This is a genomic window from Arthrobacter sp. zg-Y20, from assembly GCF_030142075.1.
In the GTDB taxonomy this organism is placed as follows: Bacteria; Actinomycetota; Actinomycetes; order Actinomycetales; family Micrococcaceae; genus Arthrobacter_B.
Map to the genome: position 1 here is coordinate 1,941,149 of NZ_CP126241.1, position 25,588 is coordinate 1,966,736.

The 25,588-nt window shown below is 66.8% G+C and carries 23 protein-coding genes, 1 tRNA gene and 1 pseudogene; 18 read left to right on the forward strand and 7 right to left on the reverse strand.

What is annotated here, in order from left to right:
- Positions 1–30: 30 nt before the first annotated feature.
- On the reverse strand, positions 31–729 hold the full coding sequence (locus tag QNO06_RS09285) for a TetR/AcrR family transcriptional regulator (protein ID WP_227911370.1): 699 nt from the start codon (positions 727–729) through the stop codon (positions 31–33).
- Between the two features lie 96 nt (positions 730–825).
- Here QNO06_RS09285 and QNO06_RS09290 point away from each other — a divergent pair, with 96 nt between their 5' ends.
- From QNO06_RS09290 to QNO06_RS09305, 4 genes are all read left to right on the forward strand, one after another.
- On the forward strand, positions 826–2,157 hold the full coding sequence (locus QNO06_RS09290; RefSeq protein ID WP_227911371.1) for an acetyl-CoA C-acetyltransferase: 1,332 nt from the start codon (positions 826–828) through the stop codon (positions 2,155–2,157).
- A gap of 2 nt (positions 2,158–2,159) precedes the next feature.
- Complete coding sequence (locus QNO06_RS09295; protein WP_227911372.1) at positions 2,160–3,500, forward strand: 3-oxoacyl-ACP reductase; 1,341 nt, start codon at positions 2,160–2,162, stop codon at positions 3,498–3,500.
- Positions 3,497–4,438, forward strand: coding sequence for a MaoC family dehydratase (locus tag QNO06_RS09300; protein WP_227911373.1), 942 nt, complete (start codon positions 3,497–3,499; stop codon positions 4,436–4,438). The genes QNO06_RS09295 and QNO06_RS09300 overlap by 4 nt, the downstream gene beginning before the upstream one ends.
- A 143-nt stretch (positions 4,439–4,581) precedes the next feature.
- A complete protein-coding gene (locus QNO06_RS09305; protein ID WP_227911374.1) occupies positions 4,582–5,799 on the forward strand; it encodes a kynureninase in 1,218 nt (405 codons plus the stop codon).
- Position 5,800: 1 nt separating this feature from the next.
- Here QNO06_RS09305 and QNO06_RS09310 read toward each other — a convergent pair whose 3' ends face one another.
- The 4 genes from QNO06_RS09310 to QNO06_RS09325 form a co-directional block, all read right to left on the reverse strand.
- The gene (locus tag QNO06_RS09310) at positions 5,801–6,196 is read right to left on the reverse strand and encodes a universal stress protein (RefSeq protein ID WP_227911375.1); all 396 of its coding nucleotides are present in this window, start codon (positions 6,194–6,196) and stop codon (positions 5,801–5,803) included.
- A gap of 52 nt (positions 6,197–6,248) precedes the next feature.
- Positions 6,249–7,652 carry an APC family permease gene (locus tag QNO06_RS09315; protein ID WP_227911376.1) on the reverse strand — a complete coding sequence of 468 codons (1,404 nt, stop codon included), beginning with the start codon at positions 7,650–7,652 and terminating at the stop codon, positions 6,249–6,251.
- Between the two features lie 98 nt (positions 7,653–7,750).
- Entirely contained in the window at positions 7,751–9,049 is a 1,299-nt protein-coding gene (locus tag QNO06_RS09320) for a hemolysin family protein (RefSeq protein ID WP_227911377.1), read from the reverse strand.
- A 205-nt stretch (positions 9,050–9,254) separates the two neighbouring features.
- Positions 9,255–9,337 (reverse strand) — tRNA-Leu (locus tag QNO06_RS09325).
- A gap of 193 nt (positions 9,338–9,530) precedes the next feature.
- Between QNO06_RS09325 and QNO06_RS09330 the strand changes: the two genes are divergently transcribed.
- Both QNO06_RS09330 and QNO06_RS09335 read left to right on the forward strand, forming a co-directional pair.
- Positions 9,531–10,895: a M20/M25/M40 family metallo-hydrolase gene (locus QNO06_RS09330; RefSeq protein WP_227911378.1), complete on the forward strand. Its 1,365-nt coding sequence runs from the start codon at positions 9,531–9,533 to the stop codon at positions 10,893–10,895.
- 36 nt (positions 10,896–10,931) lie between these two features.
- The gene (locus tag QNO06_RS09335; RefSeq protein WP_227911379.1) at positions 10,932–12,080 is read left to right on the forward strand and encodes an acyl-CoA dehydrogenase family protein; all 1,149 of its coding nucleotides are present in this window, start codon (positions 10,932–10,934) and stop codon (positions 12,078–12,080) included.
- Between the two features lie 3 nt (positions 12,081–12,083).
- On the opposite strand, the gene QNO06_RS09340 is transcribed toward QNO06_RS09335, so the two are convergent.
- Positions 12,084–12,317 (reverse strand): DUF5703 family protein, encoded by a 234-nt coding sequence (locus tag QNO06_RS09340; RefSeq protein ID WP_227911380.1) that lies wholly within the window; start codon positions 12,315–12,317, stop codon positions 12,084–12,086.
- A 41-nt stretch (positions 12,318–12,358) separates the two neighbouring features.
- Here QNO06_RS09340 and QNO06_RS09345 point away from each other — a divergent pair, with 41 nt between their 5' ends.
- The 3 genes from QNO06_RS09345 to mshC all read left to right on the forward strand — a co-directional run bounded on the left by QNO06_RS09345 (position 12,359) and on the right by mshC (position 14,893).
- A complete protein-coding gene (locus QNO06_RS09345) occupies positions 12,359–12,676 on the forward strand; it encodes a hypothetical protein (protein WP_227911381.1) in 318 nt (105 codons plus the stop codon).
- A 49-nt stretch (positions 12,677–12,725) separates the two neighbouring features.
- Positions 12,726–13,550 (forward strand): undecaprenyl-diphosphate phosphatase, encoded by an 825-nt coding sequence (locus QNO06_RS09350; RefSeq protein WP_227911382.1) that lies wholly within the window; start codon positions 12,726–12,728, stop codon positions 13,548–13,550.
- Between the two features lie 62 nt (positions 13,551–13,612).
- Complete coding sequence (mshC, locus tag QNO06_RS09355) at positions 13,613–14,893, forward strand: cysteine--1-D-myo-inosityl 2-amino-2-deoxy-alpha-D-glucopyranoside ligase (protein ID WP_227911383.1); 1,281 nt, start codon at positions 13,613–13,615, stop codon at positions 14,891–14,893.
- Between the two features lie 6 nt (positions 14,894–14,899).
- Here mshC and QNO06_RS09360 read toward each other — a convergent pair whose 3' ends face one another.
- Complete coding sequence (locus QNO06_RS09360; RefSeq protein ID WP_227911585.1) at positions 14,900–15,751, reverse strand: PAC2 family protein; 852 nt, start codon at positions 15,749–15,751, stop codon at positions 14,900–14,902.
- A 136-nt stretch (positions 15,752–15,887) separates the two neighbouring features.
- Here QNO06_RS09360 and QNO06_RS09365 point away from each other — a divergent pair, with 136 nt between their 5' ends.
- From QNO06_RS09365 to pafA, 9 genes and pseudogenes are all read left to right on the forward strand, one after another.
- A complete protein-coding gene (locus QNO06_RS09365) occupies positions 15,888–16,616 on the forward strand; it encodes an HAD family hydrolase (protein ID WP_227911384.1) in 729 nt (242 codons plus the stop codon).
- Entirely contained in the window at positions 16,613–17,767 is a 1,155-nt protein-coding gene (locus QNO06_RS09370; RefSeq protein ID WP_227911385.1) for a site-2 protease family protein, read from the forward strand. The genes QNO06_RS09365 and QNO06_RS09370 overlap by 4 nt, the downstream gene beginning before the upstream one ends.
- Before the next feature lie 81 nt (positions 17,768–17,848).
- A complete protein-coding gene (locus QNO06_RS09375) occupies positions 17,849–18,904 on the forward strand; it encodes a tRNA (adenine-N1)-methyltransferase (protein ID WP_227911386.1) in 1,056 nt (351 codons plus the stop codon).
- A gap of 169 nt (positions 18,905–19,073) precedes the next feature.
- Positions 19,074–20,765, forward strand: a pseudogene (gene arc / locus QNO06_RS09380) (proteasome ATPase); the annotation flags it as partial.
- 14 nt (positions 20,766–20,779) lie between these two features.
- Entirely contained in the window at positions 20,780–22,375 is a 1,596-nt protein-coding gene (gene dop, locus QNO06_RS09385) for a depupylase/deamidase Dop (RefSeq protein ID WP_227911586.1), read from the forward strand.
- 40 nt (positions 22,376–22,415) lie between these two features.
- A complete protein-coding gene (locus tag QNO06_RS09390; RefSeq protein WP_227911388.1) occupies positions 22,416–22,613 on the forward strand; it encodes a ubiquitin-like protein Pup in 198 nt (65 codons plus the stop codon).
- Between the two features lie 3 nt (positions 22,614–22,616).
- A complete protein-coding gene (gene prcB / locus QNO06_RS09395; protein WP_227911389.1) occupies positions 22,617–23,441 on the forward strand; it encodes a proteasome subunit beta in 825 nt (274 codons plus the stop codon).
- Positions 23,442–23,443: 2 nt separating this feature from the next.
- On the forward strand, positions 23,444–24,184 hold the full coding sequence (gene prcA / locus QNO06_RS09400) for a proteasome subunit alpha (protein ID WP_227911390.1): 741 nt from the start codon (positions 23,444–23,446) through the stop codon (positions 24,182–24,184).
- A complete protein-coding gene (gene pafA / locus QNO06_RS09405) occupies positions 24,184–25,545 on the forward strand; it encodes a Pup--protein ligase (RefSeq protein WP_227911391.1) in 1,362 nt (453 codons plus the stop codon). The genes prcA and pafA overlap by 1 nt, the downstream gene beginning before the upstream one ends.
- Positions 25,546–25,588 lie beyond the last annotated feature (43 nt).

Below are 25,588 nucleotides of genomic sequence, written 5' to 3' on the forward strand. Positions count from 1 at the left end.
GCTTTTCCTTCTTGTGGTGGTGGGGCGTGCTCAGGAAATCCGGGGGAGGGGCGTGTGCCCCTGGTCGTAGCCGATGCCGTCAAAAAGCCAGACGGTCAGCTGCTCGGTCATTTGTTCTTCGGTGGGCTTGTCTTCGCCCGGGGGCGCGGCGATCCAGCGTTCTCCTGCCGCACGGATCATGCCCAGCGCAGCTGTGGGCCAGTACTGCGCGGTGCCGCTGGCCTCCGGCGGCACTTCACGGCCGGCGAGGTAGTGCCGCATGGCCGAATCCATCATTGACGTGATGGTTTCGAAGAAGTGCGAAAGCGTGGTGTCCACTTGCTGGTCCGGGCCGCCCTCGGCCAGCCGGCCGGTGACGAACAGGTACACGTTGGGTGAGGTTTCCGCCATCTGCAGGTACGCCGAGACCATGGCCCGCAGCCCGGAGCGCGGTGAGGAAGCGGTGCGGCCGGCCGCCAGGATTTTCTCCTGCATGCGGGCCACGGCCATTTCGCCCATGGCCTTCTGCAGCCCGGCCTTATCTCCGAAGTAGCGGTAGAACACCGATTTGGAGGTACCGGAGGCCGCCGCGATCTCTTCCATGGAGGCCGAGTAGCCCAGCGAGTGCACGGCACGGCGCGCGGTCTTAATGAGCGTACGGCGGCGTTCGGCCCGGTGCGCTTCCCAGCGAAGCGCGCGGCCGTCACCGGCGGGGGCGGCCGCGGAGGAGTCCTCTAGTGCGTTGTTCACGATACTGAGCGTATCAGGTACGCTGGGTAACAGTAACTACCGTCACACACCCCACCGTGCCACCCAACCCCCAAGCACTCCCAAGGAGAACGACGAATGGCTGCACAGCCCGAACCCCTCACCGCCCGGCCCAACGAGACCGCACCCGCGGTACGCAAGGCCGTGGTGATCGGCGGCAACCGAATCCCCTTCGCCCGTTCAGGCGGAAAGTACACCTACAGCTCCAACCAGGACATGCTCACGGCAGCCCTTGACGGGCTTATTGCCCGCTTCGGCCTGCAGGGCGAGCGGATCGGCGAAGTAGCCGGCGGCGCCGTCCTGAAGCACTCCCGCGATTTCAACCTGACCCGCGAAGCGGTCCTGGGCTCGGCACTGGCGCCTGAGACCCCCGCCTACGATGTCCAGCAGGCCTGCGCCACCGGACTGGAAACAGTGGTCAGCCTGGCCAACAAGATCAAGCTCGGCCAGCTGGAATCCGCTATTGCCGGCGGCGTGGACTCCGCGTCGGACGCCCCTATTGCCGTCAGTGAAGGCCTGCGCCGGGCCCTGCTGGACCTCTCCCGCGCCCGCACCACCAAGCAGAAGCTGGCCGCCGTCGCGAAGATCCGCCCCAAGGACCTGTCCCCGAATGCCCCGTCCACCGGCGAGCCCCGCACCGGCCTGTCCATGGGCGAGCACCAGGCCCTGACCACCGCGCAGTGGAAGATCACCCGCGAGGCACAGGACGAGCTGGCCTACAACAGCCACCGCAATATGGCTGCCGCCTACGACCGCGGCTTCTTCGATGACCTTGTCACCCCGTACCGCGGGCTGTCCAAGGACGCGAACCTGCGTCCGGACACCACCATGGAGAAGCTCGCCAAGCTCAAGCCCGCCTTCGGCAAGTCCCTTGGGGATGCCGCCACCATGACCGCCGGCAACTCCACTCCGCTGACCGACGGTGCCTCCGTGGTGCTGCTGGGCTCGGAGGACTACGCCCGCGAACACGATCTGCCGATGCTCGCGAACATTGTGGACGCCGAAGCCGGCGCCGTGGACTTTGTGCACGGCAAGGACGGACTGCTGATGGCTCCGGCCTTCGCCGTCCCGCGCCTGCTGGCCCGCCACGGCCTCACCTTCGACGACTTCGACTTCTTCGAAATCCACGAGGCCTTCGCCGGCACGGTGCTCTCAACCCTGGCCGCTTGGGAAGACGAAGAGTTCTGCCGCACCCGCCTGGGCCTGGATGCAACACTGGGCAGCATCGACCGCAGCAAGCTCAACATCAACGGTTCCTCGCTGGCCGCCGGCCACCCCTTCGCTGCCACCGGCGGACGCATTGTGGCCTCGCTGGCCAAGATGCTCCATGAAAAGGGTTCGGGCCGCGGCCTTATTTCGATCTGCGCTGCCGGCGGGCAGGGCCTCGTCGCGATCCTGGAGGCGCGCTAGCCATGACTGATACCTACCTCAAGCTGGTCAATACCGGCTTCACCAAAGACCTGTCCAAGAAGCTCGGCCTGCCCCGGCCGGCCATCCTGCGCCGCTTCGACCCGGCCAAGCCGCTGGTACCGGGGCCGGTGCTGGTGCTCGGCAAGGGCGAAACCGCGGATGACCTCTCACAGCTGCTGCTTGCCTGGGACCAGGACGTACGCCGGCATGCCACTCCGAAGGAAAAGCTCGGCGCCATCCTGATTGTCCTGGATGATGCCGCCGATCCCACCGATTTGGCCGAACCCACATTGGCGGCAGGCGCCGCCCTGCGCGACCTCGCCCCGGGCGGACGGGTGCTCACAGTGTCCCGGCCCGCAGCAGAAGCGCAGGATCCGGCCGCCGCCGCCGCCCGCCAGGGCATTGACGGTACGTTGCGTTCCATCGCGCATGAACTGCGCGGCGGTGCCACCGCCAACGGCATCGTGCTCGCCAACGGCGTGCAGGCGTCGGCCCCCTCAGTGGCCGCTGCCCTGCGTTTCCTCCTCTCGGGCAAAAGCGCCTACGTCAGCGGCCAGTTCATCACCGTCGGCTCCGACGCAGGCTCGCTGCCGGCGGATTGGAACGCACCCCTGGCCGGCAAGGTGGCCGTGGTAACCGGTGCCGCCCGCGGCATCGGCGCAGCCATTGCCAAGGTGCTGCACCGCGACGGCGCCACCGTGATTGTGGTGGACGTGCCGGCCGCCGGCGAACAGCTGGCCAAGGTCGCCAACGAAATCGGCGGCACCGCGCTGCAGGTGGACATCACCCGCGATGACGCGGCAGAGCGCATCCTTGCCCATGCCGTCGAGCGCTACGGGCACCTGGACATCGTGATCCACAATGCCGGGATCACCCGCGACAAGCTGCTGGCCAACATGGACGAAGCCCGCTGGGGTTCGGTCATCGCCGTCAATATCGCCTCCCAGCTGCGCATGAACCAGGCCTTCCTGGCCTCCAGCGGCTTCAGCCCCGAGGGCCGGATCGTGTCGCTGGCTTCCACCAGCGGTATTGCCGGCAACCGCGGCCAGACGAACTACGCCGCTTCCAAGGGCGGCGTCATCGGCATGGTCCGGGCCACCGCACCCCTGCTGGCTCCGCGCGGCGGGTCCATCAATGCCGTCGCTCCGGGGTTTATCGAAACGGACATGACTGCTGCTATTCCGGCCCTGACCAGGCAGGTGGCACGCCGCCTGTCCAGCCTGCAGCAGGGCGGCCTGCCGGTGGATGTGGCCGAAACCATTTCCTTCCTGGCTTCGGACTCCGCGGCCGGGGTCAACGGCCAGGTGGTCCGGGTATGCGGGCAGAACATGGTGGGCGCATGAGCTCCACCCAGCTGCGTGAAATCCCGGCCCTCGGCAAGCTTTATGCCGGCGCACTGGGCAGTGCCGCCAAGGCCAGGATGTCCTCCGCCAAAGGCAGCACGACGCTGCCGGCGGACCGGCACGTGGTGTCCGGCGCCGCCGTCGACCTGGCAAAGCTGACCGACTTCCAGCGCCTGATCCTGCACAGTGCCACGGATTACCTGCCCACCGGTTACGTGCACACCTTCGCGTTCCCGGTGGCCATGAGCCTCATGGCGCGCGATGACTTTCCGCTGCCCCTGCTGGGCATGGTGCACCTGCGCAACGTGGTCCAGCATTACCGTCCAATCCACTACAGCGAGCCGCTGACGGTCACCGCCTGGGCAGAGAACCTGGGCGGACACCGGTCCGGCACCTCTGTGGAGCTGGTAGCCGAGGTTACGGGGGCGGACGGCGAAGTGCTGTGGCGCGGGCGTTCCACCTACTTGGCGAAAGGTGTTTTCCTTCCCAAGACGGACCGGCCCGGCGAGTCCGCGGGGCGGCCCGAGTTCGTTCCGCCCCTGCCTACCGCCATGTGGCGGCTGGGTGCCGACGCGGGCCGCAACTATGCCCGCGTTTCCGGGGACTTCAACCCGATCCACCTGAGCCGCCTGTCCGCCAAGGCGCTGGGCATGAAGCGGTCCCTGGCCCACGGCATGTACCTGGCCTCGCGGGTGGTTTCAGATGCGGTGCAGACTCAGGAGGGCCCCTTCGAGTGGACCATCGACTTTGAGTCCCCGGTGTTCCTGCCGGCCACTGTTGCAGTGTCGATCCACGACGACGAGGCGGGCAGCAGCTGGGCCGGTTCCACCTTCACGGGCTGGAATCCGCGCTCGATGCGCCGGCACTTCGCCGGCACCGTCCGTCCGCTGGAGGCAGCCGCCCCCGGGGACGGGTTCGCTGCCGCCACCCGGGCCTGATTGGCCGGGCCTGGCTTCCCCAGGCTCCGCAGTACTTCCCAGCAGCACCCCGGGCCCCGTCGGCCTCCGCAGCAGCGGAGCTCGGTGGGGCCCGTCCCGTCCCGCAGCAATCCGGCACTTCCCCAACTGCTAAGGTTCCTCCCATGATTGATGCCGCCTCCCTGTTGGTTACCGCCAAGGAACTGGATGCCGCGGATCCCCTCGCGGGTTACCGGGACCGCTTCCTTCCGGCCGGGGAGGTGAGCGCGTATCTTGACGGCAACTCCCTGGGCCGGCCGCTCCGGGGGACCGCCGAACACCTGCAGGACTTTGTCACCGGACAGTGGGCCCAGCGGCTGATCCGCGGCTGGGACGAGGAGTGGCTGGAGCTTCCCGGGCGGATTGGCGACGAACTGGGGGCGGTGGCGCTGGGTGCGGCACCGGGCCAGTGCATCGTGGCGGATTCCACCACCGTGCTGCTGTACAAGCTGGCCCGGGCGGCCGTCGCCGCCCGGCCGGGCCGAACCGAGATCCTGCTCGATGCCGACAACTTCCCTACGGACCGGTACGTACTGGAGGGGGTTGCCCGCGAGTGCGGGCTGACCCTGCGCTGGGTGCGCGCGGATTACGACGGCGGAGTCAGCGCCGAAGCCGTGGCCGAGGCCGTGGGCCCGCATACCGCGCTGGCCGTCTTCAGCCACGTTGCCTACCGCTCCGGCTACCTCGCCGATGCCGCAGCCATTTCCGCGCTGGTGCACGACGCCGGCGGGCTGGTGCTGTGGGACCTGTGCCACTCCGCCGGCGCGGTCCCTGCCGAGCTGGACGCGTGGGGTGTGGATTACGCCGTCGGCTGCAGCTACAAGTACCTCAACGGCGGCCCGGGCGCACCTGCCTGGGGTTACGTCGCCGCCCGCCACCAGGCGGAGTTCACCCAGCCCATCCAGGGCTGGCTCGGCTCCGACGACCCGTTCGGGATGGCGCCGGGGTACGTCCCGGCAAGCGGCATCCGGCGCCTGGTCTCCGGCACCCCGCCCATTCTGGGCATGCTTGCCATGCAGGACATGGTGGCCCTGATCCGCGAGGCCGGCATGGAAGCCGTCCGGGCAAAGTCGCAGGCGCTGACCGAATACGCCGTTGCCGCTGTGGACGCACTGCTGGCACCGCGCGGCGTCGTGCTGGCCTCGCCGCGCGATCCGGAACGCCGCGGCAGCCACATCACCATTGACCATCCCGCGTTCAAGGCGGTCACCGCCGCCCTGTGGGAGCAGGGGGTCATTCCGGACTACCGCAATCCCGACGGCATCCGCATCGGCCTGTCTCCGCTGTCCACGTCCTTCGCGGAGACCTTCACCGGAATCGAAGCGGTGCTGGCCAGGCTGTAGCTCACGCCTGCCCTGCCTTCACCGCCAGGACCGGGCAGTCCGCTTCAAGGAGCACCCGCTGGGCCGTACTGCCGAGGAACAGTTTCCCCACCGGTGTCCGGTGCCGGATGCCCAGCACCACAAGCTGGGCGCCATGGCCCTCGGCGGCCTTCAGGATCTCTTCCGACGCGTCAAAGTCACCCACCGGATGCAGCAGGGTATGCGGCAGCCGGCTTTCCTGCAGGACCGTGGCCAGCTCCTGCAGGTAGCCGGGGGATTCGCCCGGGTCCCGGGCCCCGCGGGTGCTCTCCACGTTCACCACTACCAGCCCCATGGCCAGTTCCCGGGCTGCCCGCACCCCGGCACGCAGTGCTGTTTCCCCCTCCGGTGTGGGTACATATCCGACGACGACGGTCATGGTCTCCTTCTTCCTGGCGGTTCTTCGCCGGCCGCGTGCCGCCGGCGAAGCATCAACTGAGCTGGGACGGGTCGCTGAAGCGGGTTTTGCGGGCCTTGACGGCGCGGTTCCAGAACCAGGTCAGTACCCAAAGGACCAGGCCCAGGAGCAGCAGGATGCCCGCGATGCGGTACTCCACAGCATCCTGGGCCCACGGACCCACCAGGAAGGCACAGGTGATGGCACCGATGAAGGGCATCACGGTGGGGGAGCGGAAGTGCGGCCGGTCAATCGGCGTACGGCGCAGCACGATGCAGGCGATGTTGACCACCGTGAAGACACCCAGCAGGAGCAGGGCGGTGGTCCCGCCAAGCGCAGTGACCGTTCCCTTGCCCATGAAGTTGGTGACCACAATGATCAGCCCAACTGCGATCGCCGTCGTAAACACAATCGCTGCCCACGGGGTCCGCCGTCCCGGCAGCACCAGCGACAGCCCGCGCGGCAGGACGTCCTGCCGGGCCATGCCGTACAGCAGGCGGCTGGCCATCAGCATGTTGATCAGGGCGGTGTTGGCCACGGCGAAGATGGACAGGAACGGGTAGACCGCGTCGACGGGCAGGTTGGGGGCGCCGGCGCGCACCACTTCGAGCAGCGGCGTGGCACTTTCGGACAGCTGTCCCACCGGCACCACGGCCACGGCTGCGATGGACACCAACAGGTATACGGAGACGGTGATGCTCAGGCCGGTCAGCATTACCTTGGGGAAGATCCGTACGGGGTCATGGGTTTCCTCGGCCATGTTCACTGAGTCCTCGAACCCGACCATGGAGAAAAACGCCAGCGAGGTTGCGCCCGTGAGGGCCAGGAAAACACTTTTGCCCGCTTCGGTTTCAAACACGACCACCCGGGAGAAGTCGGCGTTTCCCTGCCCCATGGCCCAGAACCCGATCAGGATGACAATCAGCAGGCCGGTCAGCTCGATGGCAGTCAGCACAATGTTGAACTTCACGCTTTCGGCCGCACCCCGGAGGTTGACGGCCGCCAGCAGCAGCATGAAGATCACCGCCACCCAGGTGACGCCGGCCTGCCCCCAGCCCAGATGGAACCCGACCATGAAGTTTTCAGCCAGGAACTTGGAAGCGGTCGAGGCCGAGGTGATCCCGGAACAGAGGACCGCGAAGGTCACGAGGAACGTCAGGAAATGCACGCCGAAGGCTTTATGCGTGTACAGGGCGGCTCCGGCGGCCTGCGGATACTTGGTGACCAGTTCCAGATAGGACAGGGCGGTAATGGTGGCCACCGCGAAGGCCAGCAGGATGGGCGCCCACGCCGCGCCCCCGATTTCCCCGGCCACTTGGCCGGTCAGGGCATAAACGCCAGTGCCGAGGATGTCGCCCACAATGAAAAGCAGCAGCAGTTTCGTGCCCATGACCCGTTTGAGTTCGGTCCGGTCCGTTTCAGACTTGATATCGGCCATGTCTGCCCTCCCGGACAATCGGTCCAAACCACGTTGCTCGGTATTGTGCGCGGTGGCACCCGATAAAGGCAACGGGGGCGTCGTTCAGTGGACGCCGTTCAGTGGGCGGCTTCGGGAATTACCCGCACCGCACCAATCCGCCGCCTGCGCACGCCCAGTACCTCCAACCGGCAGCCGGGCCCTTGGACAGTGTCGCCGGGGCGGGCCATCCGGCCCAGTTGTTCGAGGATGTAGCCGGCAAGTGTCTCGTACTGCCCCTCCGGCAGTGCGACGCCGGTGAGCCGCTCGAACTCCTGGAGGATCAGCGCACCGTCCACCACCAGCTGGCCCTTCTCGCGCCGGTAACGGTCCTCCGGGTCCCGGCCGGTGTCGTATTCGTCGTAGATTTCGCCCACGAGTTCCTCGATCAGGTCCTCCAAGGTGATGATCCCGTCCGTACCGCCGTATTCGTCGGCCACAACGGCTATGTGGCTGTTTTCCCGCCGCATCCGGGTCAGGGAGGGCAGCACCGTGGCCGTGCCGGGTACAAACAGGATGGGCCGCAGGATCTGCGCCACGGTGCGCACGTCCCGTTCCGGGTCCTGCGGATCCGGCATCAGGTCACGGACGTGGATGAACCCGGCGACGTCGTCCACGGACCCGCTGATGACCGGGTACCTCGAGTACGGCAGTTCGCGCACCTGTTCCCGGGCCTGCTCCAGCGACAGGTCCGCGCGGAGGAAAACCACTTCGGTGCGCGGACGCATCACTTCCTGCACCAACCGCGTACCGGCTCCGAACACATCGGACAGGATCCGCCTGCTGTCCTCGGCAAGCATGGGACTGGCTGCCACCATGTCCCAAAGTTCCTGGCTGCTCACCGGTACCGTCTTCACGTTGGGGTTGCCGCCCAGCAGGCGCACCACGGTATCGGTGGAGACCGAGAGGAACCGGATTACCGGGCGCATCAGCACCGCGAACAGGTTCAGTGCGGGCGAAAGGATCCTGGCGAACCGTACCGCGTTCTGCATGGCCAGGCGCTTGGGTACCAGTTCCGAAAGCACCAGGGACAGGTAGGCCACGAACAGGGTCAGCACAATAAAGGCCGTAGTGTCAGCGGCCGCCTCGGACAGTCCCCACCGGCGCAGCAGCGGCACCACCGCCGGTGCCAGGGCGGAAGCGCCGTAGGCCGCTGAGAAGAAACCGGTGAGCGTCACGCCTATCTGGATGGCGGAGAGGAAAAGATTCGGGTTGCGGGCCAGACGCGCGGTGCGCGCCCCCTGCCGGCCACTGCGTTCAATGCCGCTGATCTGGCTTTCCCGCAGGGACACCAGGGCCATTTCAGCACCCGCAAAAACTCCGCCCAGCAGGATGAAGAACACAACCAGCAGGAGATTGAAAACCGCGCCGCCGTCCATGGCATCGAGGGTACCGGTGCGGTCATCCGGGCAACACGCCCCGCAGCGGCCCTGCGATGATTGACCCGCAAACGGAACGGATACTGTTCCGTTCCCGGCACCTAGCATCCAAGCCGTTCGTCCAGTGGTGCCGAACATCACATCAACATGCTTTTCACGGCCAACAAAAAACCCCCGGAATCGAAAGATTCCGGGGGTTTGTCTGTGCGCGGAGGGGGACTTGAACCCCCACCCTCGTTAGAGGACTAGCACCTCAAGCTAGCGCGTCTGCCATTCCGCCACCCGCGCTTGGGTGATCTCCACAGGTTCCGGTGTTGTTCAAAACCTGTGGAAGCAACGGGAAAAACTCTAACACGGTTTCGCACCGAACAACGAATCGACCCAAGCCGCAGGCAGGTTGGGTGTCGCCGGAAGGCGAAATGCGGCGCACCTCACGCCCTCTCTGGCTAAGCTGGCAGCACAGCTTACCGAAGGGGACACCATGCCTGAAGACGCCCGCTCCAATTCCTCCGCCGGGGACGACTCCCGTGCAGTCCGGTCCGGCGCAGCAGTACGCGCCGAAGACGAGGTGGCCCGGATCTGCCGGGAGCTGATCCGGTTCGACACCTCCAACTTCGGCGACAACTCCGGACCGGGGGAGCGCGCCGCGGCTGAATACACGGCCGGGCTGATCGAGGAAGCCGGGCTCTCGGCGGATCTCTTTGAGTCCGCGCCCGGCCGCGCGTCGGTGGTGACCCGGATGGAGGGCAGTGATTCATCCCTGCCCGCCCTGGTGGTGCACGGGCACCTGGATGTGGTGCCGGCACAGAAACAGGATTGGAGCGTGGACCCGTTCAGCGGCGAAGAGCGCGACGGGTTGATCTGGGGCCGCGGTGCCGTGGACATGAAGGACATGGACGCCATGATCCTGTCCGTGATGCGTTCCATGGCGGCCACGGGCACCAAGCCCCGCCGGGACATTGTTTTCGCGTTCTTCGCTGACGAGGAAGCCGGCGGTGACTACGGCGCACGCTGGGCGGTGGAACACCGGCCGGAACTGTTCGACGGCGCCACGGAGGCTATCTCCGAGGTGGGCGGCTTCTCGGCCACCATCGGCGGCCGGCGGACCTATCTGCTGCAGACGGCGGAGAAGGGCATCTCCTGGCTCCGGCTGGTGGCCCACGGGCGCGCCGGGCACGGCTCCCAGATCAACACCGACAACGCCGTGACGCGGCTGGCGCGCGCCGTCGCCAATATCGGCAGCCACCCCTGGCCCATTGAGCTGACGGACACCACGCGGGCCTTCCTTGACGGTGTGACGGAACTGACCGGCGTCGAGTTCGATCCGGACAACCCGGACCGCATCCTGGCTGAACTGGGCACCGTGGCGCGTTTTGTGGGTGCCACCTTGCAGAACACCTCCAACCCCACCGTGCTGAAGGCCGGTTACAAGCACAACGTCATTCCCGGGACTGCCGAGGCGCTGATTGATGCGCGCACGTTGCCCGGGCAGGAGGAACAGGTGCTGGCCACCATCCGGGAACTGGCCGGCGACGGCATTGATATCAGCTATGAGCACCAGGACGTGTCCCTGGAGGTGCCGTTCAAGGGCAACCTGGTGGACTCCATGGTCGGTGCGTTGCAGGCCGAGGATCCCGGCGCGCCCGTGCTTCCCTACACACTCTCGGGCGGCACGGACAACAAGTCCCTCAGCCGGCTGGGCATCACGGGCTACGGTTTCGCCCCGCTCCGCCTGCCCGAGGACCTGGATTTCACCGGCATGTTCCACGGCGTGGACGAGCGGGTGCCGGTGGATTCACTCAAGTTCGGCACCCGGGTCCTGTCGCGGCTGCTCACAAGTTACTAAACGCACCCGGTTACTGACCCAACAAGGAGAACCCCTGTGCCCGCCACCGACATCCTCACCCCGGATCTGCTTGAGCGCCTGCGGTCCCGCGCCGCAGGCTACGACGAAACCAACAGCTTCTTCACCGAAGACCTGGAAGAGCTGCGGGCAGCAGGGTATCTCGCCCTGTTCACGCCGGTAGCCGAGGGCGGGGCGGGACTGGGCTTTCCCGACGTCGTTGCCAGCCAGCGCATGCTGGCGGCAGCAGCCCCGGCCACCGCGCTGGCCGTGAACATGCACCAGGTCTGGTGCGGAGTAGCCCACTTGCTGGCCCGGCAGGGCGATGACTCCCTGGCCTTTGTCCTGAAGGAAGCGGCAGCGGGGGAGCTGTTTGCCTTTGGCGTCTCCGAGCCCGGCAATCCCGCCGTGCTCTTTGACTCCCACACAGCGGCACGGCCCACGGGGGACGGCGGCTACGCCTTCACGGGCACCAAGATCTTCACCAGCCTTTCCCCGGCGTGGACCAGGCTGGGCATCTTCGGGAAGGACACCTCCGCCCCGGAAGACCCGCGGCTGGTTTTCGGCTTCGCGGACCGGGGGACCGCAGGAATCACCATCGCCGATGACTGGAACACCATGGGCATGCGGGCCAGCCAGTCCTGCACCACACGGTTGGATGACGCGATGGTACCGGCAGCCCGGATGGTCCGCACGACGCCGGTGGGCCCGCACCGCGACGCGTTCGTCTTCGGCATCTTCAGCCTTTTCGAGACGCTGCTGTCCGCGGTCTACACGGGGATCGGGGACCGCGCCGTGCAGCTGGCCGCTGACGCAGCCCGCGGCCGCCGCTCACCGGACGGCGTTCCGGCGTCGGCTGATCCGGACACCCGGTGGAAGGTTGCCGACGCCGCGTTGCGGATGGACGGCGCAGGCTTGGAGCTGGACGCCGTCTCCCGGGACCTGGAAGAGGGCACGGACCACGGCAGCTACTGGTTCCCGCTGCTCTCGGGCCTGAAGTACCGCAGCACCGAAACCGCCCGCGGCGTCGTTGAAACCGCCATGCGGGTGGCGGGCGGCCGGAGCTACTCCCGGGGACAGGAGCTGGAGCGCTTGTACCGGGATGTACTGGCGGGCATGTTCCATCCCTCGAGCGAGGACTCGGTGCATGCCTCCGTGGCCAATGCCGTCCTGGGCCCGGTGGAGTAGGCCCTAGGCGGTCCGCTGGACTCGCAGGATTCTTCGGCGCAGCCAGAACCGCCGTCCGCCGCCGCTGTAGATGCGGCTGCGGTGCAGTTCCCACTTGCCGTACTCGGCGTGTTCAATCAGGCGGCGCCGGGCTTCGGGCAGGGATTCGGTGGGCTCAACAGAGACCACCAGGTATTCATAGTCCCGGGTGTTTTCGCGCCGGCGGGAGACATCTGGTGCAAGAATTTGTTCGCGCATTTCCCTCCAATTTTGCCTACTTTACCGCTAACGTCTAGGGAATGAGCATAGATCCGCGCATCGCGCTCCAGTCCCTGGTCACGGCCTTCGAGGAGCACCTTGCGGCGGCTGCCAGCCGCCGCGGCGAAAAGGATCCCGTCGTCGAGAGCGCGTACCTCGCGATCGCCGATGCCTTCGAAGTCTACGAGGAAGTGCTCTATGACGCCTACGGGGAGGTCACCCCGCTGGAAATCTACGAAGACGACGAAGACGACTACGAGGCCCTCGAGGACGACACGGACCCGATCACGCCGGACGGGATTCCCGGGGATGACGGGAATGAAAACGGCAATCCGCTGGGGCGCCCGGCCAGCCGCTGACCGCACCGCAGTGCCCGGGAGACGCCCTCCGGTGCCATAGAGTCTTAGTGTGAATTGGTTTGAAGCGATCTTCCTGGGTCTGGTCCAGGGCCTGACAGAGTTCCTGCCCATCTCCTCCAGCGCGCACCTGCGCATTGTGGGGGAACTGCTGCCCGGTGCCGGGGATCCGGGGGCGGCGTTCACCGCCATCACCCAGCTGGGCACCGAGACGGCCGTGGCCGTGTACTTCTGGAAGGACATTGTCCGGATCATCAAGTCCTGGTTCGGTTCCCTCACCGGCAGGGTGCCCCGCAGCGATCCCGATGCGCGCATGGGCTGGCTCATCATTATCGGCACCATCCCGATCGTGGTGCTGGGCCTGCTTTTCCAGGACCAGATCGAAAGCACGTTCCGGAGCCTGTGGCTTGTGGCCACCATGCTCATTGTCTTCGGCATCATCCTGGCCATCGCCGACGCCGTCGGACGCCAGCAGCGCTCCCTGGACCAGCTCAGTTACAAGCACGGCATCCTCTACGGGTTCGCCCAGGCGCTGGCCCTGATTCCCGGCGTCTCCCGCTCAGGCGGAACCATCACGGCGGGGCTGCTGATGGGTTACACCCGCGAAGCCGCGGCCCGCTACGCCTTCCTCCTGGCCATTCCCGCCGTCTTCGGCAGCGGACTGTTCCAGCTGGTGAAGGCGCTGGATGAGCCGATGCCGTACTCGGCGGCCCAGACCGGCGCTGCCACCGTTGTCGCTTTCGTTGTGGGATTCGTCATCATCGGCTGGTTCCTTCGCTACGTCTCGACCCGCAGCTACAGTCTTTTCGTCTGGTACCGCATCCTGCTGGGCGTGCTGATCTACCTGCTTCTCGGCTTCGGCTTTATTGCCGCCTGACGGCCGCCCGGCCGGTCCGGGACCGTCAGCGGCCGGAGGCCGCGCCCAGTAGAGTTGATAGCGTGATTGCCTGGAAATCCCCCTCCCTGCCCACTCTGCCCGGTACGTCGACCAACGTCCGCCTCTACGACACCGCCGCGCAGGCGCCGGTGACCGTGCAGCCGGATTCAGACGCGAGCATGTACGTCTGCGGGATCACCCCCTACGACGCGACCCATATGGGCCATGCCTCCACCTACGTTGCGTTCGACCTGCTGAACCGCCAGTGGCGCGACGCCGGATACACCGTCCGGTACGTGCAGAACGTCACCGACGTCGACGATCCGCTGCTGGAACGCGCCAACGCCACCGGTGCCGACTGGCGCAAGCTGGCCCAGGAGCAGACCCAGCTCTTCCGGGATGACATGGAGGCCCTGAACGTTTTGGCCCCGGACCACTACATTGGTGCCGTCGAGGCCGTGGAGTGGATTGTTCCGGTGGTGGAGGACCTGATGGACCGCGGACTGGCCTACCGGGTTCCCGGAACCGCGGGGGAGCCCGACGGCGATCTGTACTTCGACGTCGACGCCGCCTCCCGGCTCGCCCAGGAAGACCCCGATGCGTGGTGGCTTGGCCAGGTCTCGCACCTGAACCGCGAAGCCATGCTTCCGGTGTTCGCCGAACGGGGCGGAGATCCGGACCGTCCGGGCAAGCGCAACGCCCTGGATCCGCTGCTGTGGCGCCAGGCCCGGACCGGGGAACCGTCCTGGGACGGCGGGCGGCTGGGCCAGGGCCGGCCCGGCTGGCACATTGAGTGTTCGGTCATTGCCCAGCGGTTCCTGCCCCGCCCGTTCACGGTTCAGGCCGGCGGCTCGGACCTGGTGTTCCCGCACCACGAAATGAGTGCCGGGCACGCCTACGCCAGTGCCGGAACCCCGCTGGCCTCCCACTATGCGCACGCGGGCATGGTGGGCCTGGACGGCGAGAAAATGAGCAAGTCCCTGGGCAACCTGGTCCTGGTTTCGCGTCTGCGCGCCGAGGGGGTGGAACCGGCAGCCATCCGCCTGGTCCTGCTCTCCCACCACTACCGCACCGACTGGTTCTGGACCGAAGATCAGCTGCGGTCGGCGGAGGAACGCCTCAGCCGCTGGCGGCACGCACTGGAGTTCACGGACGAGAGTGCGGCCGAAGGCCTGCTCGCACGGATCCGCGAAGCACTGGCCGATGACCTTAATGCCCCTGCCGCACTCCAGGCCGCCGACGCCTGGGCCGCGGCGGCACTGGCCACCGTCCCTGCGGGGACACCGGCCGGGGGAGAGCTGGTCTCCGCCGCACTGGATGCCCTGCTGGGCATCCGCCTCTAGCGCAGGTCAGTCCCGCCGGCGCCGCTTCAGGTAACGCTCGAACTCGCGGGCAATGGATTCACCGCTGGCCTCGGGGAGCTCGGCGGTGTCCTTGGCCTCTTCCAGCTGGCGGACGTAGGCGGCCACTTCGGGGTCCTCGGTGGCCAGCTCGTCCACCCCGCGTTCCCACGCCTCGGCCTCTTCGGTGATCAGGCGGGTGTCCAGGGGAACCTGCAGGAGCTCTTCGATCCGGTTGAGCAGTGCCAGCTGCGCCTTGGGTGAGGGAGCCTGCCCCACATAGTGGGGCACGGCCGCCCACAGCGAGACGGAGGGAATGTCCGCGAGGTTTGCCATCTCCGAGACCACGCCCACAATGCCGATGGGTCCCTCGTAGGCGGACTCCTCCAGGCTCAGGCTTTCCTGCAGGTCCGGTTCCTCGCAGGTGGCCGTTACCGGGATGGGACGCGAGTGCGGCACATCGGCCAGCAGTGCGCCGGCAAGCACTATGCAGTCCACGTCCAGTTCCTTGGCTAAGGCAATAAGTTCGGCGGTGTAGGCCCGCCACTTATAGGAGGGCTCCACCCCGGTCACGAAGATGACGTCAAGGTTGCTGTCCGGGACCTCGGCGCGGGAGATCCGGGTGGTCGGCCACTTGATCCGGTGACCGCCGGAGGCCGTTCGCTTGATGGCCGGCCGGGTGAACTGGAAGTCGTAGTACTCATCGGCGTCGATACTGGCAATTTTTTCGCTGTCCCAGTGCCGGTGGAGGAATTTCAGCGCGTCCGAGGCAGCTTCACCTGCATCGTTCCAGCCCTCGAACGCCGCCAGCATCACGGTGACGCGTTCGGGGGAAGTCTCATCGCCAAAAAAGTCCTGCAGCCCGGTTGCCGGGAAGCCGTCGGTAGTGCTCACATGATCACACTATGCCCCGTTTCACCCTGTGTCAGGACCGGGTCAGGGCGCTTCGCGCAGAGCAAAAGAAACGCCGGTCCGCGCCGCCCCTTAGACTTAGGGCATGCCCACACTTCCCGCAGACCATTCCGCCCGCAGCCATGCCGCCCCGACCCTGCAGGCCGTGTTCTGGGATATGGACGGCACCCTCGTTGACACAGAGCCCTACTGGATCGCCGCCGAAAAAGACCTCACGGCCGCTTACGGCATCGAGTGGACCGAAGCGCAGGCGGAGGCCATGGTGGGCCAGGCCCTTGAATTCTCAGCCGGAATGCTCCGCAACGCCGGCGTGCCCCTGGCTGTGCGGGAGATCATCGACCGGCTGATCGGGCAGGTCACCGAGCAGGTCCGCCTCGCTGTACCCTGGCGGCCCGGCGCGCGTGAGCTGCTGGCAGAACTGCGCCAGGCGGATATTCCCTGCGCCATGGTGACCATGTCCGAACCCGTCCTGGCCCGGGAAATTGTCCGGGCCCTGCCGGCAGGCACCTTCGATGTGGTGGTCACCGGAGACATGGTCAGCGCAGGCAAGCCGGACCCCGAGCCCTACCAGCTGGCCTTCGACACCATGGCGGCAGCCCTTCCCGGACTGGAGAAAACCGGCATCGTGGCCGTCGAAGACTCCCTGCCCGGTGCCGCCTCCGCACAGGCGGCCGGACTTTCCACACTGGGAGTACCCAACTTCGTACCGCTGCCGGCAGGGACCGTCCGGCATGAATGGGACACCCTGGCCGGGCGCGGCATCCGCGACCTGCTGCTCCTGCTTTCGGGTCCCGTTCCGGAGCCCGCCAGGTGAGCAGCAGCGGGCCCGGCGGCACCGCCCGCCGGGAAGGCATCGCGCTGGGCAGCATTGCCGGGGTGCCGATCATCCTGGCCTATTCCTGGTTCCTGGTTGCCGCGCTTATTGTGGCCGTGTTCGGGCCCCAGGTGCGGCAGTTCTTCCCGAACCTCGGGACCGGCGCCTACGCTGTTGCCTTTGGCTACGCCATCCTGCTCCTGCTGTCGGTACTCGCGCACGAGGTTGCCCACGCACTCATTGCGCGTGCCTACCGCTGGCCCACCACGAAGATCGTCTTGACCCTGTGGGGCGGACACACCCAGTTCGGTGACCTTCGCTCCACACCGGGCAGGTCCCTGCTGGTGGCGCTGGCCGGACCGGCTGCGAATTTCCTGCTGGCCCTGGCCGGCTACGGGGTACTGAGGATCCTTCCCTCCGGCACGGTGGGCTGGCTGGTCGCAGCCGTTTTCACCTACGCCAACCTCCTCGTGGCCGTTTTCAACGTCCTTCCGGGCCTGCCGCTGGACGGCGGCCGGATTGTGGAAAGCGCCGTCTGGAAAGCCACCGGCTCGCAGGAACGGGGCACGATTGCGGCAGGCTGGGCCGGCCGGATCATTGTTGTCCTGATCCTGGGGCTGCTGTTCATTCCGCCCTATATGCGCGGCGATACGCCCACCCTCAGCCTGGTCCTGGTGGCTGCCCTGCTCTCAGGCTTCCTGTGGATGGGGGCGGGAGCGGCCATCACCAATGCCCGGCTGCGCCTGCGCCTGCCCCGGGTTGCTGCCTCCGCGCTGATGGAACCTGCGGTCTCCCTGCCCGCCGGTTCTACGGCGGCTGCCGCCCGGCATCTGGCCGAACAGCACCCGGGAACCGCCGTGGTGGTCACCGCCGCCACCGGCCAGCCCGAAGCGGTGGTGGACCGGGATGCCCTGGCCTCCGTTCCCCCCGGCACGGCCGAACAGATACCCGTGCAGTCCGTGGCCCGCCCGCTGGCGCCCGGCGCTTATGTGCCCGAAGCCGCGGCCGGCCAGGAACTGGTCTCCTACCTGGCCAAACTGCAGGGAAGCGAATACGCGGTCATTGACAGTGACGGCGCCGTCACGGGCCTGCTGCGCCAGGCCGCCGTCGTCACCGCCGTGACCGGCAAACCCGCCCGCCCGCCCCGCTAGGGCCGGCCGCCACACACCTCCTTACGGGCCCGGCACCGCCGTTGCCCGTTACATACCCGCAAGAGAACCAAAGGAAGATCCATGAACTCCGATAACCAGGAGCAGGCCGCCGGCGCTGCACCCCACGGCGCCGATATCCGCAGGGGACCGCTGAAGCCCGGGGAACGGGTCCAGCTCACCGACGAAAAGGGCCGGCGCAACACCATCACCCTCACCGAAGGCGGCGCCTTCCACACCCACCGCGGGTACCTTCAGCACGACACCCTGATCGGGCTGCCCGAAGGTTCCGTAGTATCCAACACCGCCGGCCACCAGTACCAGGTCCTGCGCCCGCTGCTCTCGGACTTCGTACTGTCCATGCCCCGCGGTGCCGCAGTGGTCTATCCCAAGGACGCCGCGCAGATCGTCACCATGGCGGACATCTACCCCGGTGCACGGGTAGTCGAAGCCGGCGTTGGATCCGGTGCGCTGAGCATCTCGCTGCTGCGCGCCGTAGGCGACAAAGGCAGCCTGCACTCGTTCGAGCGCCGGGAGGAGTTCGCGCAGATCGCACGCGGCAACGTGGAAACCTTCTTCGGCGGCCCGCACCCGGCCTGGAACATCACCCTGGGGGATTTCCAGGACGAAGTGGTCAAGGCCGAAGAGCCGGGCAGCGTGGACCGCGTGGTCCTGGACATGCTCGCCCCGTGGGAGTGCACCGACGCCGTCGCCACTGTCCTGGCCCCGGGCGGGGTGTGGATCTCCTACGTTGCCACGGTCACCCAGCTCTCCCGCACGGCGGAGGCCATCCGCGCCGACGGCCGCTTCACCGAGCCGGACGGCTGGGAGTCCATGGTCCGCGGCTGGCACCTTGAAGGCCTCGCAGTCCGCCCGGACCACCGGATGGTGGCCCACACGGGCTTCCTGCTGACCGCCCGCCGGCTGGCCGAAGGCGCCACCGGACTGGTGGCCAAGCGCCGCGCCTCCAAGACCAATTTCAGCGAAGAGGACCTCAACGCGTGGACACCCGCAGCAGTGGGGGAACGCGAAGTATCAGCCCACAAGCTGCGCCGGGCGGCCAAGGACGCGAGCTCCACAGTGCAGCGCGGAGCCCTCGAAAACGCCGAAAAGTTCCAGCAGGAGACCGACACCCCTTAACGGGTAGCCGGCGAAACACAAGACGCCGGACCCCGTGTATCTCACGCAGCGCTGGGTTACTGTCGAAGGACAGACCCAGAGCTATGTGAAGGCGGTCGGTACCATGGCTGAACCCGAAAACGTCGCACCCGGGACCGGGGAATCCCACGCTGTTCCGGCTTCTGCCGGAACAGCGGCCGAAGCACGCCAGTTGAATGTGCTCCGGGATAAACTCCGGAACCTGGACCGGCAGCTTGCTGCCCTGACGCACAACAACGCGCGGCTCGTAGCCATGCTTGAAACCGCAAAATCCGAAATCATCCGGTTGAAGGATGCACTGGAGAATGAGGGCGCCACACCGTTCAGCTTCGGCACCGTGATCGGAGTGAACCAGCGCCGGGACGCCGAGCCGGGAGTGACCACCACGGCATCGGTGCAGGAAAGCCTGGACATCATCCAGTCCGGGCGCAAGCTGAGGGTGGCGGTTTCACCGCTCCTGGACCTGGGACAAATCGTCCCGGGCCAGGAGGTGCTGCTTAACGAGTCCCTCACCGTCATCGCGGCGCTCGGTTTTGAACGGGCCGGCGAACTGTTCACGGTCAAGGAACTGCTGGACCCGGACCGGGTCCTGGTCATCGGACGCGCCGACGACGAACGGGTGGTCCGGCTCAACGGCCCCCTCAGCAGGGACAAGGTGCGGGTGGGGGACGCGCTGACCGTGGATACCCGCATCGGCTACGCGCTGGAGAAAATTCCGCGCAGCGAAGTGGAGAACCTGGTCCTGGAGGAAGTTCCGGATATCTCCTACGCCGATATCGGCGGGCTGGGCCCGCAGATCGAACAGATCCGCGACGCCGTGGAGCTGCCGTTCATGCATCCGGACCTCTACCGCGAGCACGGGCTGAAACCGCCCAAGGGGATCCTGCTTTACGGCCCTCCGGGGTGCGGCAAAACGCTCATCGCGAAGGCCGTGGCCCACGCCCTGGCCGCCCGTGTCATGGAACAGAACGGGACACTGGGCGCCCGCAGCTACTTCCTGAACATCAAGGGCCCGGAACTGCTGGACAAGTATGTGGGGGAGACCGAGCGGCACATCCGGCTGATTTTCGGCCGCGCCCGGGAGAAGGCTTCGGACGGCAGCCCCGTGGTGGTCTTCTTCGACGAAATGGACTCCCTCTTCCGCACGCGCGGCACCGGGGTGTCCTCCGACGTCGAGACCACCATTGTTCCGCAGCTGCTCAGCGAGATCGACGGCGTGGAGAAGCTGGAGAACGTCATAGTGATCGGTGCCTCCAACCGGGAGGACATGATCGATCCGGCCATCCTGCGGCCGGGCCGGCTGGACGTCAAAATCAAGATCCAGCGTCCCGACGCCGAAGGCGCCGCAGAAATCTTCGGCAAGTACCTCACACCGGACCTTCCGCTGCACCGGGAAGACCTCGCGGAGCACGGCTACGACCCGGTGGCAACAGTCGGGGAAATGGTCCGGCGCACCGTGGAAAAAATGTACGCCGAGGACAAGGCAAACGAGTACCTGGAGGTCACCTACGCAAACGGCGACACCGAGATGCTCTACTTCAAGGATTTCAACTCCGGCGCCGTCATCCAGAACGTCGTGGACCGGGCGAAGAAGTACGCCATCAAGGACCTGCTTCAGCTGCACCAGCGGGGCCTGCGCATTGAGCACCTGATGCGCGCCGTGGTGGACGAGTTCCGCGAGCACGAGGACATGCCCAACACCACCAACCCGGACGACTGGGCACGGATTTCGGGGAAGAAGGGCGAGCGCATCACCTACATCCGCACCATTGTCCAGGGCAAGGCCGGCCAGGAACCCGGCCGGACCATCGAAACCGCGGCCAACCCGGGACAGTATCTGTGACCGTCCGCAGGGTGATGGGGACGGAGACCGAGTACGGCGTGCTCGCTCCGTCCCTGCCCTCCGCCAATGCCACCGTCCTGTCCAGCCAGATCGTCAACGCCTACGCGGCCACGCTGCGCTCCGGGGCGGGCAACCTTTCCGGCACGCGGTGGGACTATACCGACGAGGCGCCGCTGAACGACGCCCGGGGTTACGCCGTGCCCCGGGCGGCCGCGGACCCGACCCAACTGACGGACGAACCGCCCGTACTGGACGCCGAACAGATTGCCATGGAGGGCGGGGGACCGGCGGCGCTGTATGGCGAGCAGACCACTGACAACCCGGTGCTGATGAACATGGTGCTCGGCAACGGGGCGCGGCTGTACGTGGACCATGCCCATCCCGAGTACTCCTCTCCGGAAGTCACGCGCCCCCGCGATGCGGTGCTGTGGGACAAGGCCGGCGACGCCGTGGTGCTGGCGGCCATGCGGCACATTGGCCGGATGCCCGGGTTCGCGCCGGTTCACCTGTACAAGAACAACACCGACAACAAGGGGGTGTCCTACGGTTCCCACGAGAACTACCTGGTGCCCCGGAGCGTTCCCTTCGGTGCCCTGGTCCGCGGCCTGGTGCCGTTCTTCGTCTCGCGCCAGGTGATTGCCGGTTCCGGGCGGGTGGGCATCGGCACCAACAACCAGCGCCAGGGCTTCCAGCTCAGCCAGCGGGCGGATTTCTTCGAAACGGAGGTGGGGCTGGAAACCACCATCCGGCGTCCCATCATCAACACCCGTGACGAGCCGCATGCCGTGGCGGAGAAATACCGGCGCCTGCACGTGATAATCGGGGACGCGAACCTCAGCGAGGTGTCCGCGCTGCTGAAGACCGGCACCACGTCCCTGGTGCTGTCCATGATCGAGGCCGGTACCGCCCCGGACCTGGAACTGCGGGACCCGGTGGGCTCGCTGCAGGCCATCAGCCATGATCCGGCCCTGGAACAGCTGGTGGAGCTGAAGGACGGGCGTATGGTCACCGGGCTGGACCTCCAGGAGATCTACTTCGAAGCTGCCGCGGAGCATGCCCGCGCCACCGGCGGAACCGATGCCGACACCGAGGACATCCTGGCCCGCTGGTCCGCCCTGCTGGGAACACTGAAGCGGGACCCCCTGGAGGCGTCCGCTTCAGTGGACTGGGCAGCCAAGCTCAAACTGCTGCAGGCCTACCGGGACCGCGACGGTTTGTCCTGGTCCGATGCACGGCTGCACCTGGTGGACCTGCAGTACGCGGACATGCGGCCGGAAAAGGGACTGTACTACCGGCTGGCAGCCCGCGGGCAGATGGAGCGGATCCTGACGGATGCGGAAATTGCCCGTGCCGTCACCCACCCGCCGGAGGATACCCGCGCGTATTTCCGCGGGAACTGCCTGACCCGGTTCCCCCGGGAAGTCATCGGTGCGAGCTGGGACTCGATCATCTTCGAACTGCCCTCCCGCCGGCGGCTGCAGCGCATCCCTACCCGCGAACCGCTGCGCGGTACCCGCGAGCTTACGGAGGAACTGTTCCGCGCTTCGGCCGATGCCGAGGATTTTGTGGCCAGACTCCTGACCGGTTCAGAGGGCACCGTGGCACCATAGGACTAGGATTCAACCCCCGGGCAAGAAAGGGCTAAGCATCATGGCAACCCAGGACCGCAAAAACACCGGAACGCATCCCGTAGAAGAAGAAACCGAAACCGCCCCGCCGCCTGCCGCCGAAGCGGAAGCATCCGCCGAAACCGAAGGCGTGGACGATCTGCTGGACGAAATCGACGGCGTGCTGGAGAGCAACGCCGAAGAGTTTGTCCGCGGCTTCATCCAGAAGGGCGGTCAGTGACGGATGGCCCCCCGGGACCCCGCCGCCGCCATCGACACCGCCGCCTCCGCATCGTTCACCGACCATCTGGAACGCCACAACCCCGGCCTGCTGCCCTCCGCCCGGTCGCTGGGGCCCTCATCGCAGGGTTCCGCGGCTTCGCTGGCGCCGCAGGCCACCACCATCGTCTCGCTCACCTACGCCGGCGGGGTGCTGATGGCCGGAGACCGGCGGGCCACCATGGGCAACATGATCGCCTCCCGGCACATCAAGAAGGTCTTTCCCGCGGACAACTACTCGGTGCTGGGCATCGCCGGCACCGCGGGGCTGGCCCTGGATATGATCCGGCTGTTCCAGGTGGAACTGGAGCACTACGAAAAGATCGAGGGCACGCCCATGAGCCTGGACGGAAAGTCCAACCGGCTCGCTGCCATGGTCCGTTCGAACCTGCCGCTGGCCCTGCAGGGGCTCGCAGTGGTTCCGCTGTTCGCCGGGTACGACACCCAGCGCCGGGCGGGCCGGCTGTTCTCCTACGACGTCACCGGCGGCCGGTACGAGGAATATGAGCACCACAGCGTGGGCTCCGGTTCGGTCTTTGCCCGCGGCGCCCTGAAAAAGCTGTGGCAGCCGAACCTGGACGAAGAGTCGGCGGTGGCCGTGGCGGTGGAGTCCCTTTACGACGCCGCCGATGACGACTCTGCCACCGGCGGACCGGACATGGTGCGCCGGCTGTGGCCGGTGGTCTACGTGGTCAACAGCGCCGGCAATCGGGAAATCCCCGAGCGGGAACTGCAGGAACTTGCCCGTGAGCTCGTTCAACGGCGCTCCGCCGCCGGGCTGGAGGCGTAGCCGTGACCCAGCAGTTCTATGTGTCGCCCGAACAGCTGATGAAGGACCGGGCAGACTTTGCCCGGAAAGGCATTGCCAGGGGACGGTCGGTGGTGGTGCTGACCTGCAGGGAAGGCATTGCGCTGGTGGCCGAAAACCCCTCGCCGTCCCTGCACAAGCTCAGCGAAATCTATGACCGCATCGGTTTCGCCGCCGTCGGCAAGTACAACGAGTTTGAGTCCCTGCGCCAGGCCGGCATCCGGTTCGCGGACGTTCGCGGTTATTCCTATTCCCGCGAGGATGTGTCCGCGCGGGGCCTCGCCAGCGTCTACGCGCAGAGCCTGGGCTCGGTGTTCACCACCGAGGGCAAGCCCTTCGAAGTTGAACTAGCCGTGGTGGAGGTGGGGGAGGACCCCTATTCGGACCGCCTCTACCGGCTCAACTTCGACGGTGCCATCGCCGACGAAAGCAACTACACCGTGATGGGCGGGCAGGCCGACATTGTCAAAGAGGCCCTGGCCCGGTCTTGGAACCAGGACGCCGGCTTCGTCTCCGCCATCCGCACAGCTGTTACCGCCCTCTCCGCCACGCGGACCCCGGAGGGCAACGGCGGGGGCCAGCCTCCGGACCGGCTGGGGGCCGGGCTGCTGGAAGTGGCAGTGCTGGACCGGGACCCGCTCTCGACCCGCGGCACCGTCAGGGCGTTCCGCAGGATAAACACCGTTGAGCTGGACCGCTTGCTGTCCGGCGCGGAAGGAGACTGATGGACCGCAGGATCTACGGGGTGGAAACCGAGTTCGGCATCGCCTACTCGGGCCCGGACTCACGCCCGCTGTCCCCGGAGGAAGTGGCACGCTATCTCTTCCGCAAGGTGGTCAGCTGGGGACGCTCCTCGAATGTCTTCCTCACCAACGGCTCCCGGCTGTACCTCGACGTCGGATCCCACCCCGAGTACGCCACCGCCGAATGTGACGACCTGGCGCAGCTGGTGGCCCACGACCGGGCCGGGGAACTGATCCTGGACGACCTGGTGGACGAGGCGGAGGAACGGCTGCGGGCAGAAGGCTTCAACGGCAGCGTCTACCTCTTCAAGAACAACACCGACTCCGCCGGCAACTCCTACGGCAGCCACGAAAACTACCTGATTCCGCGCCGGCTGGAGTTCTCCCGGCTGGCTGACGTCCTCATCCCGTTCCTGGTCACCCGCCAGCTGCTGGTGGGTGCCGGCAAGGTGCTCAAGACCCAGTCCGGGTCCCTCTATGCCTTCTCCCAGCGCGCGGACCACATCTGGGAAGGTGTCTCCTCCGCCACTACGCGTTCCCGCCCCATCATCAACACCCGGGACGAACCCCACGCCGACGCCGAGCACTACCGGCGCCTGCACGTCATCGCCGGGGACTCGAACATGTCCGAAACCACCATGCTGCTCAAGGCCGGCTCGGTGGACCTGATGCTGCGGATGATCGAAGCCGGAGTGCTGATGCGTGACCTGCGGCTGGAAAACCCCATCCGCAGCATCCGGGAAACATCCCATGACCTCTCCGGCCGGCAACCGCTGAAGCTGGCCAACGGTTCCACCATGACCCCGCTGGACCTGCAGCGGATTTACCTGCAGCGGGTCAAGGACTTCGTCTCCGCCAACGGGGAACACAACCGGCATACCGGGCGGGTGGTGGACCTGTGGGAACGCACGCTGGACGCCATTGAGTCCGGGGACCATTCCAGCATCGACACCGAGATCGACTGGGCCATCAAGAAGAAGCTGGTGGACCGGTACAGTGAGCGCAACGGGCTGGAAATGAACTCCCCGCGCCTGTCCCAGGTGGACCTGACGTACCATGACATCTCCCGGCGCCGCGGCCTGTTCTATCTGCTGCAGGCACGCGGGGAAACGGCGCGGGTGGTCGAGGACAGCGACATCAAGGAAGCCGTGGACCAGCCGCCGCAGACCACCCGGGCCAAGCTCCGCGGTGACTTTGTACGCCGGGCCAAGGCCGCGAACCGGGACTTTACGGTGGACTGGGTGCATTTGAAGCTCAACGACCGGGCGCAGCAGACCGTGCTGTGCAAGGACCCCTTTGCCTCAGTCGATGAACGGGTGGAGGCCCTGCTCTCGACCCTGTGACGCGCCTGCCGCCTGCGCCACCTAGGATTCATTCAGGCGGACC

What these genes read in the sequence shown, in the direction of transcription:
- QNO06_RS09290 (WP_227911371.1), top strand. Translation starts at nt 826, where the DNA reads ATGGCTGCACAGCCCGAACCCCTCACCGCCCGGCCCAACGAGACCGCA.
- QNO06_RS09295 (WP_227911372.1), top strand. Translation starts at nt 2,160, where the DNA reads ATGACTGATACCTACCTCAAGCTGGTCAATACCGGCTTCACCAAAGAC.
- QNO06_RS09300 (WP_227911373.1), top strand. Translation starts at nt 3,497, where the DNA reads ATGAGCTCCACCCAGCTGCGTGAAATCCCGGCCCTCGGCAAGCTTTAT.
- QNO06_RS09305 (WP_227911374.1), top strand. Translation starts at nt 4,582, where the DNA reads ATGATTGATGCCGCCTCCCTGTTGGTTACCGCCAAGGAACTGGATGCC.
- QNO06_RS09310 (WP_227911375.1), bottom strand. Translation starts at nt 6,196, where the DNA reads ATGACCGTCGTCGTCGGATATGTACCCACACCGGAGGGGGAAACAGCA.
- QNO06_RS09315 (WP_227911376.1), bottom strand. Translation starts at nt 7,652, where the DNA reads ATGGCCGATATCAAGTCTGAAACGGACCGGACCGAACTCAAACGGGTC.
- QNO06_RS09320 (WP_227911377.1), bottom strand. Translation starts at nt 9,049, where the DNA reads ATGGACGGCGGCGCGGTTTTCAATCTCCTGCTGGTTGTGTTCTTCATC.
- QNO06_RS09330 (WP_227911378.1), top strand. Translation starts at nt 9,531, where the DNA reads ATGCCTGAAGACGCCCGCTCCAATTCCTCCGCCGGGGACGACTCCCGT.
- QNO06_RS09340 (WP_227911380.1), bottom strand. Translation starts at nt 12,317, where the DNA reads ATGCGCGAACAAATTCTTGCACCAGATGTCTCCCGCCGGCGCGAAAAC.
- QNO06_RS09345 (WP_227911381.1), top strand. Translation starts at nt 12,359, where the DNA reads ATGAGCATAGATCCGCGCATCGCGCTCCAGTCCCTGGTCACGGCCTTC.
- QNO06_RS09365 (WP_227911384.1), top strand. Translation starts at nt 15,888, where the DNA reads ATGCCCACACTTCCCGCAGACCATTCCGCCCGCAGCCATGCCGCCCCG.
- QNO06_RS09375 (WP_227911386.1), top strand. Translation starts at nt 17,849, where the DNA reads ATGAACTCCGATAACCAGGAGCAGGCCGCCGGCGCTGCACCCCACGGC.
- dop (WP_227911586.1), top strand. Translation starts at nt 20,780, where the DNA reads ATGGGGACGGAGACCGAGTACGGCGTGCTCGCTCCGTCCCTGCCCTCC.
- QNO06_RS09390 (WP_227911388.1), top strand. Translation starts at nt 22,416, where the DNA reads ATGGCAACCCAGGACCGCAAAAACACCGGAACGCATCCCGTAGAAGAA.
- prcB (WP_227911389.1), top strand. Translation starts at nt 22,617, where the DNA reads ATGGCCCCCCGGGACCCCGCCGCCGCCATCGACACCGCCGCCTCCGCA.
- pafA (WP_227911391.1), top strand. Translation starts at nt 24,184, where the DNA reads ATGGACCGCAGGATCTACGGGGTGGAAACCGAGTTCGGCATCGCCTAC.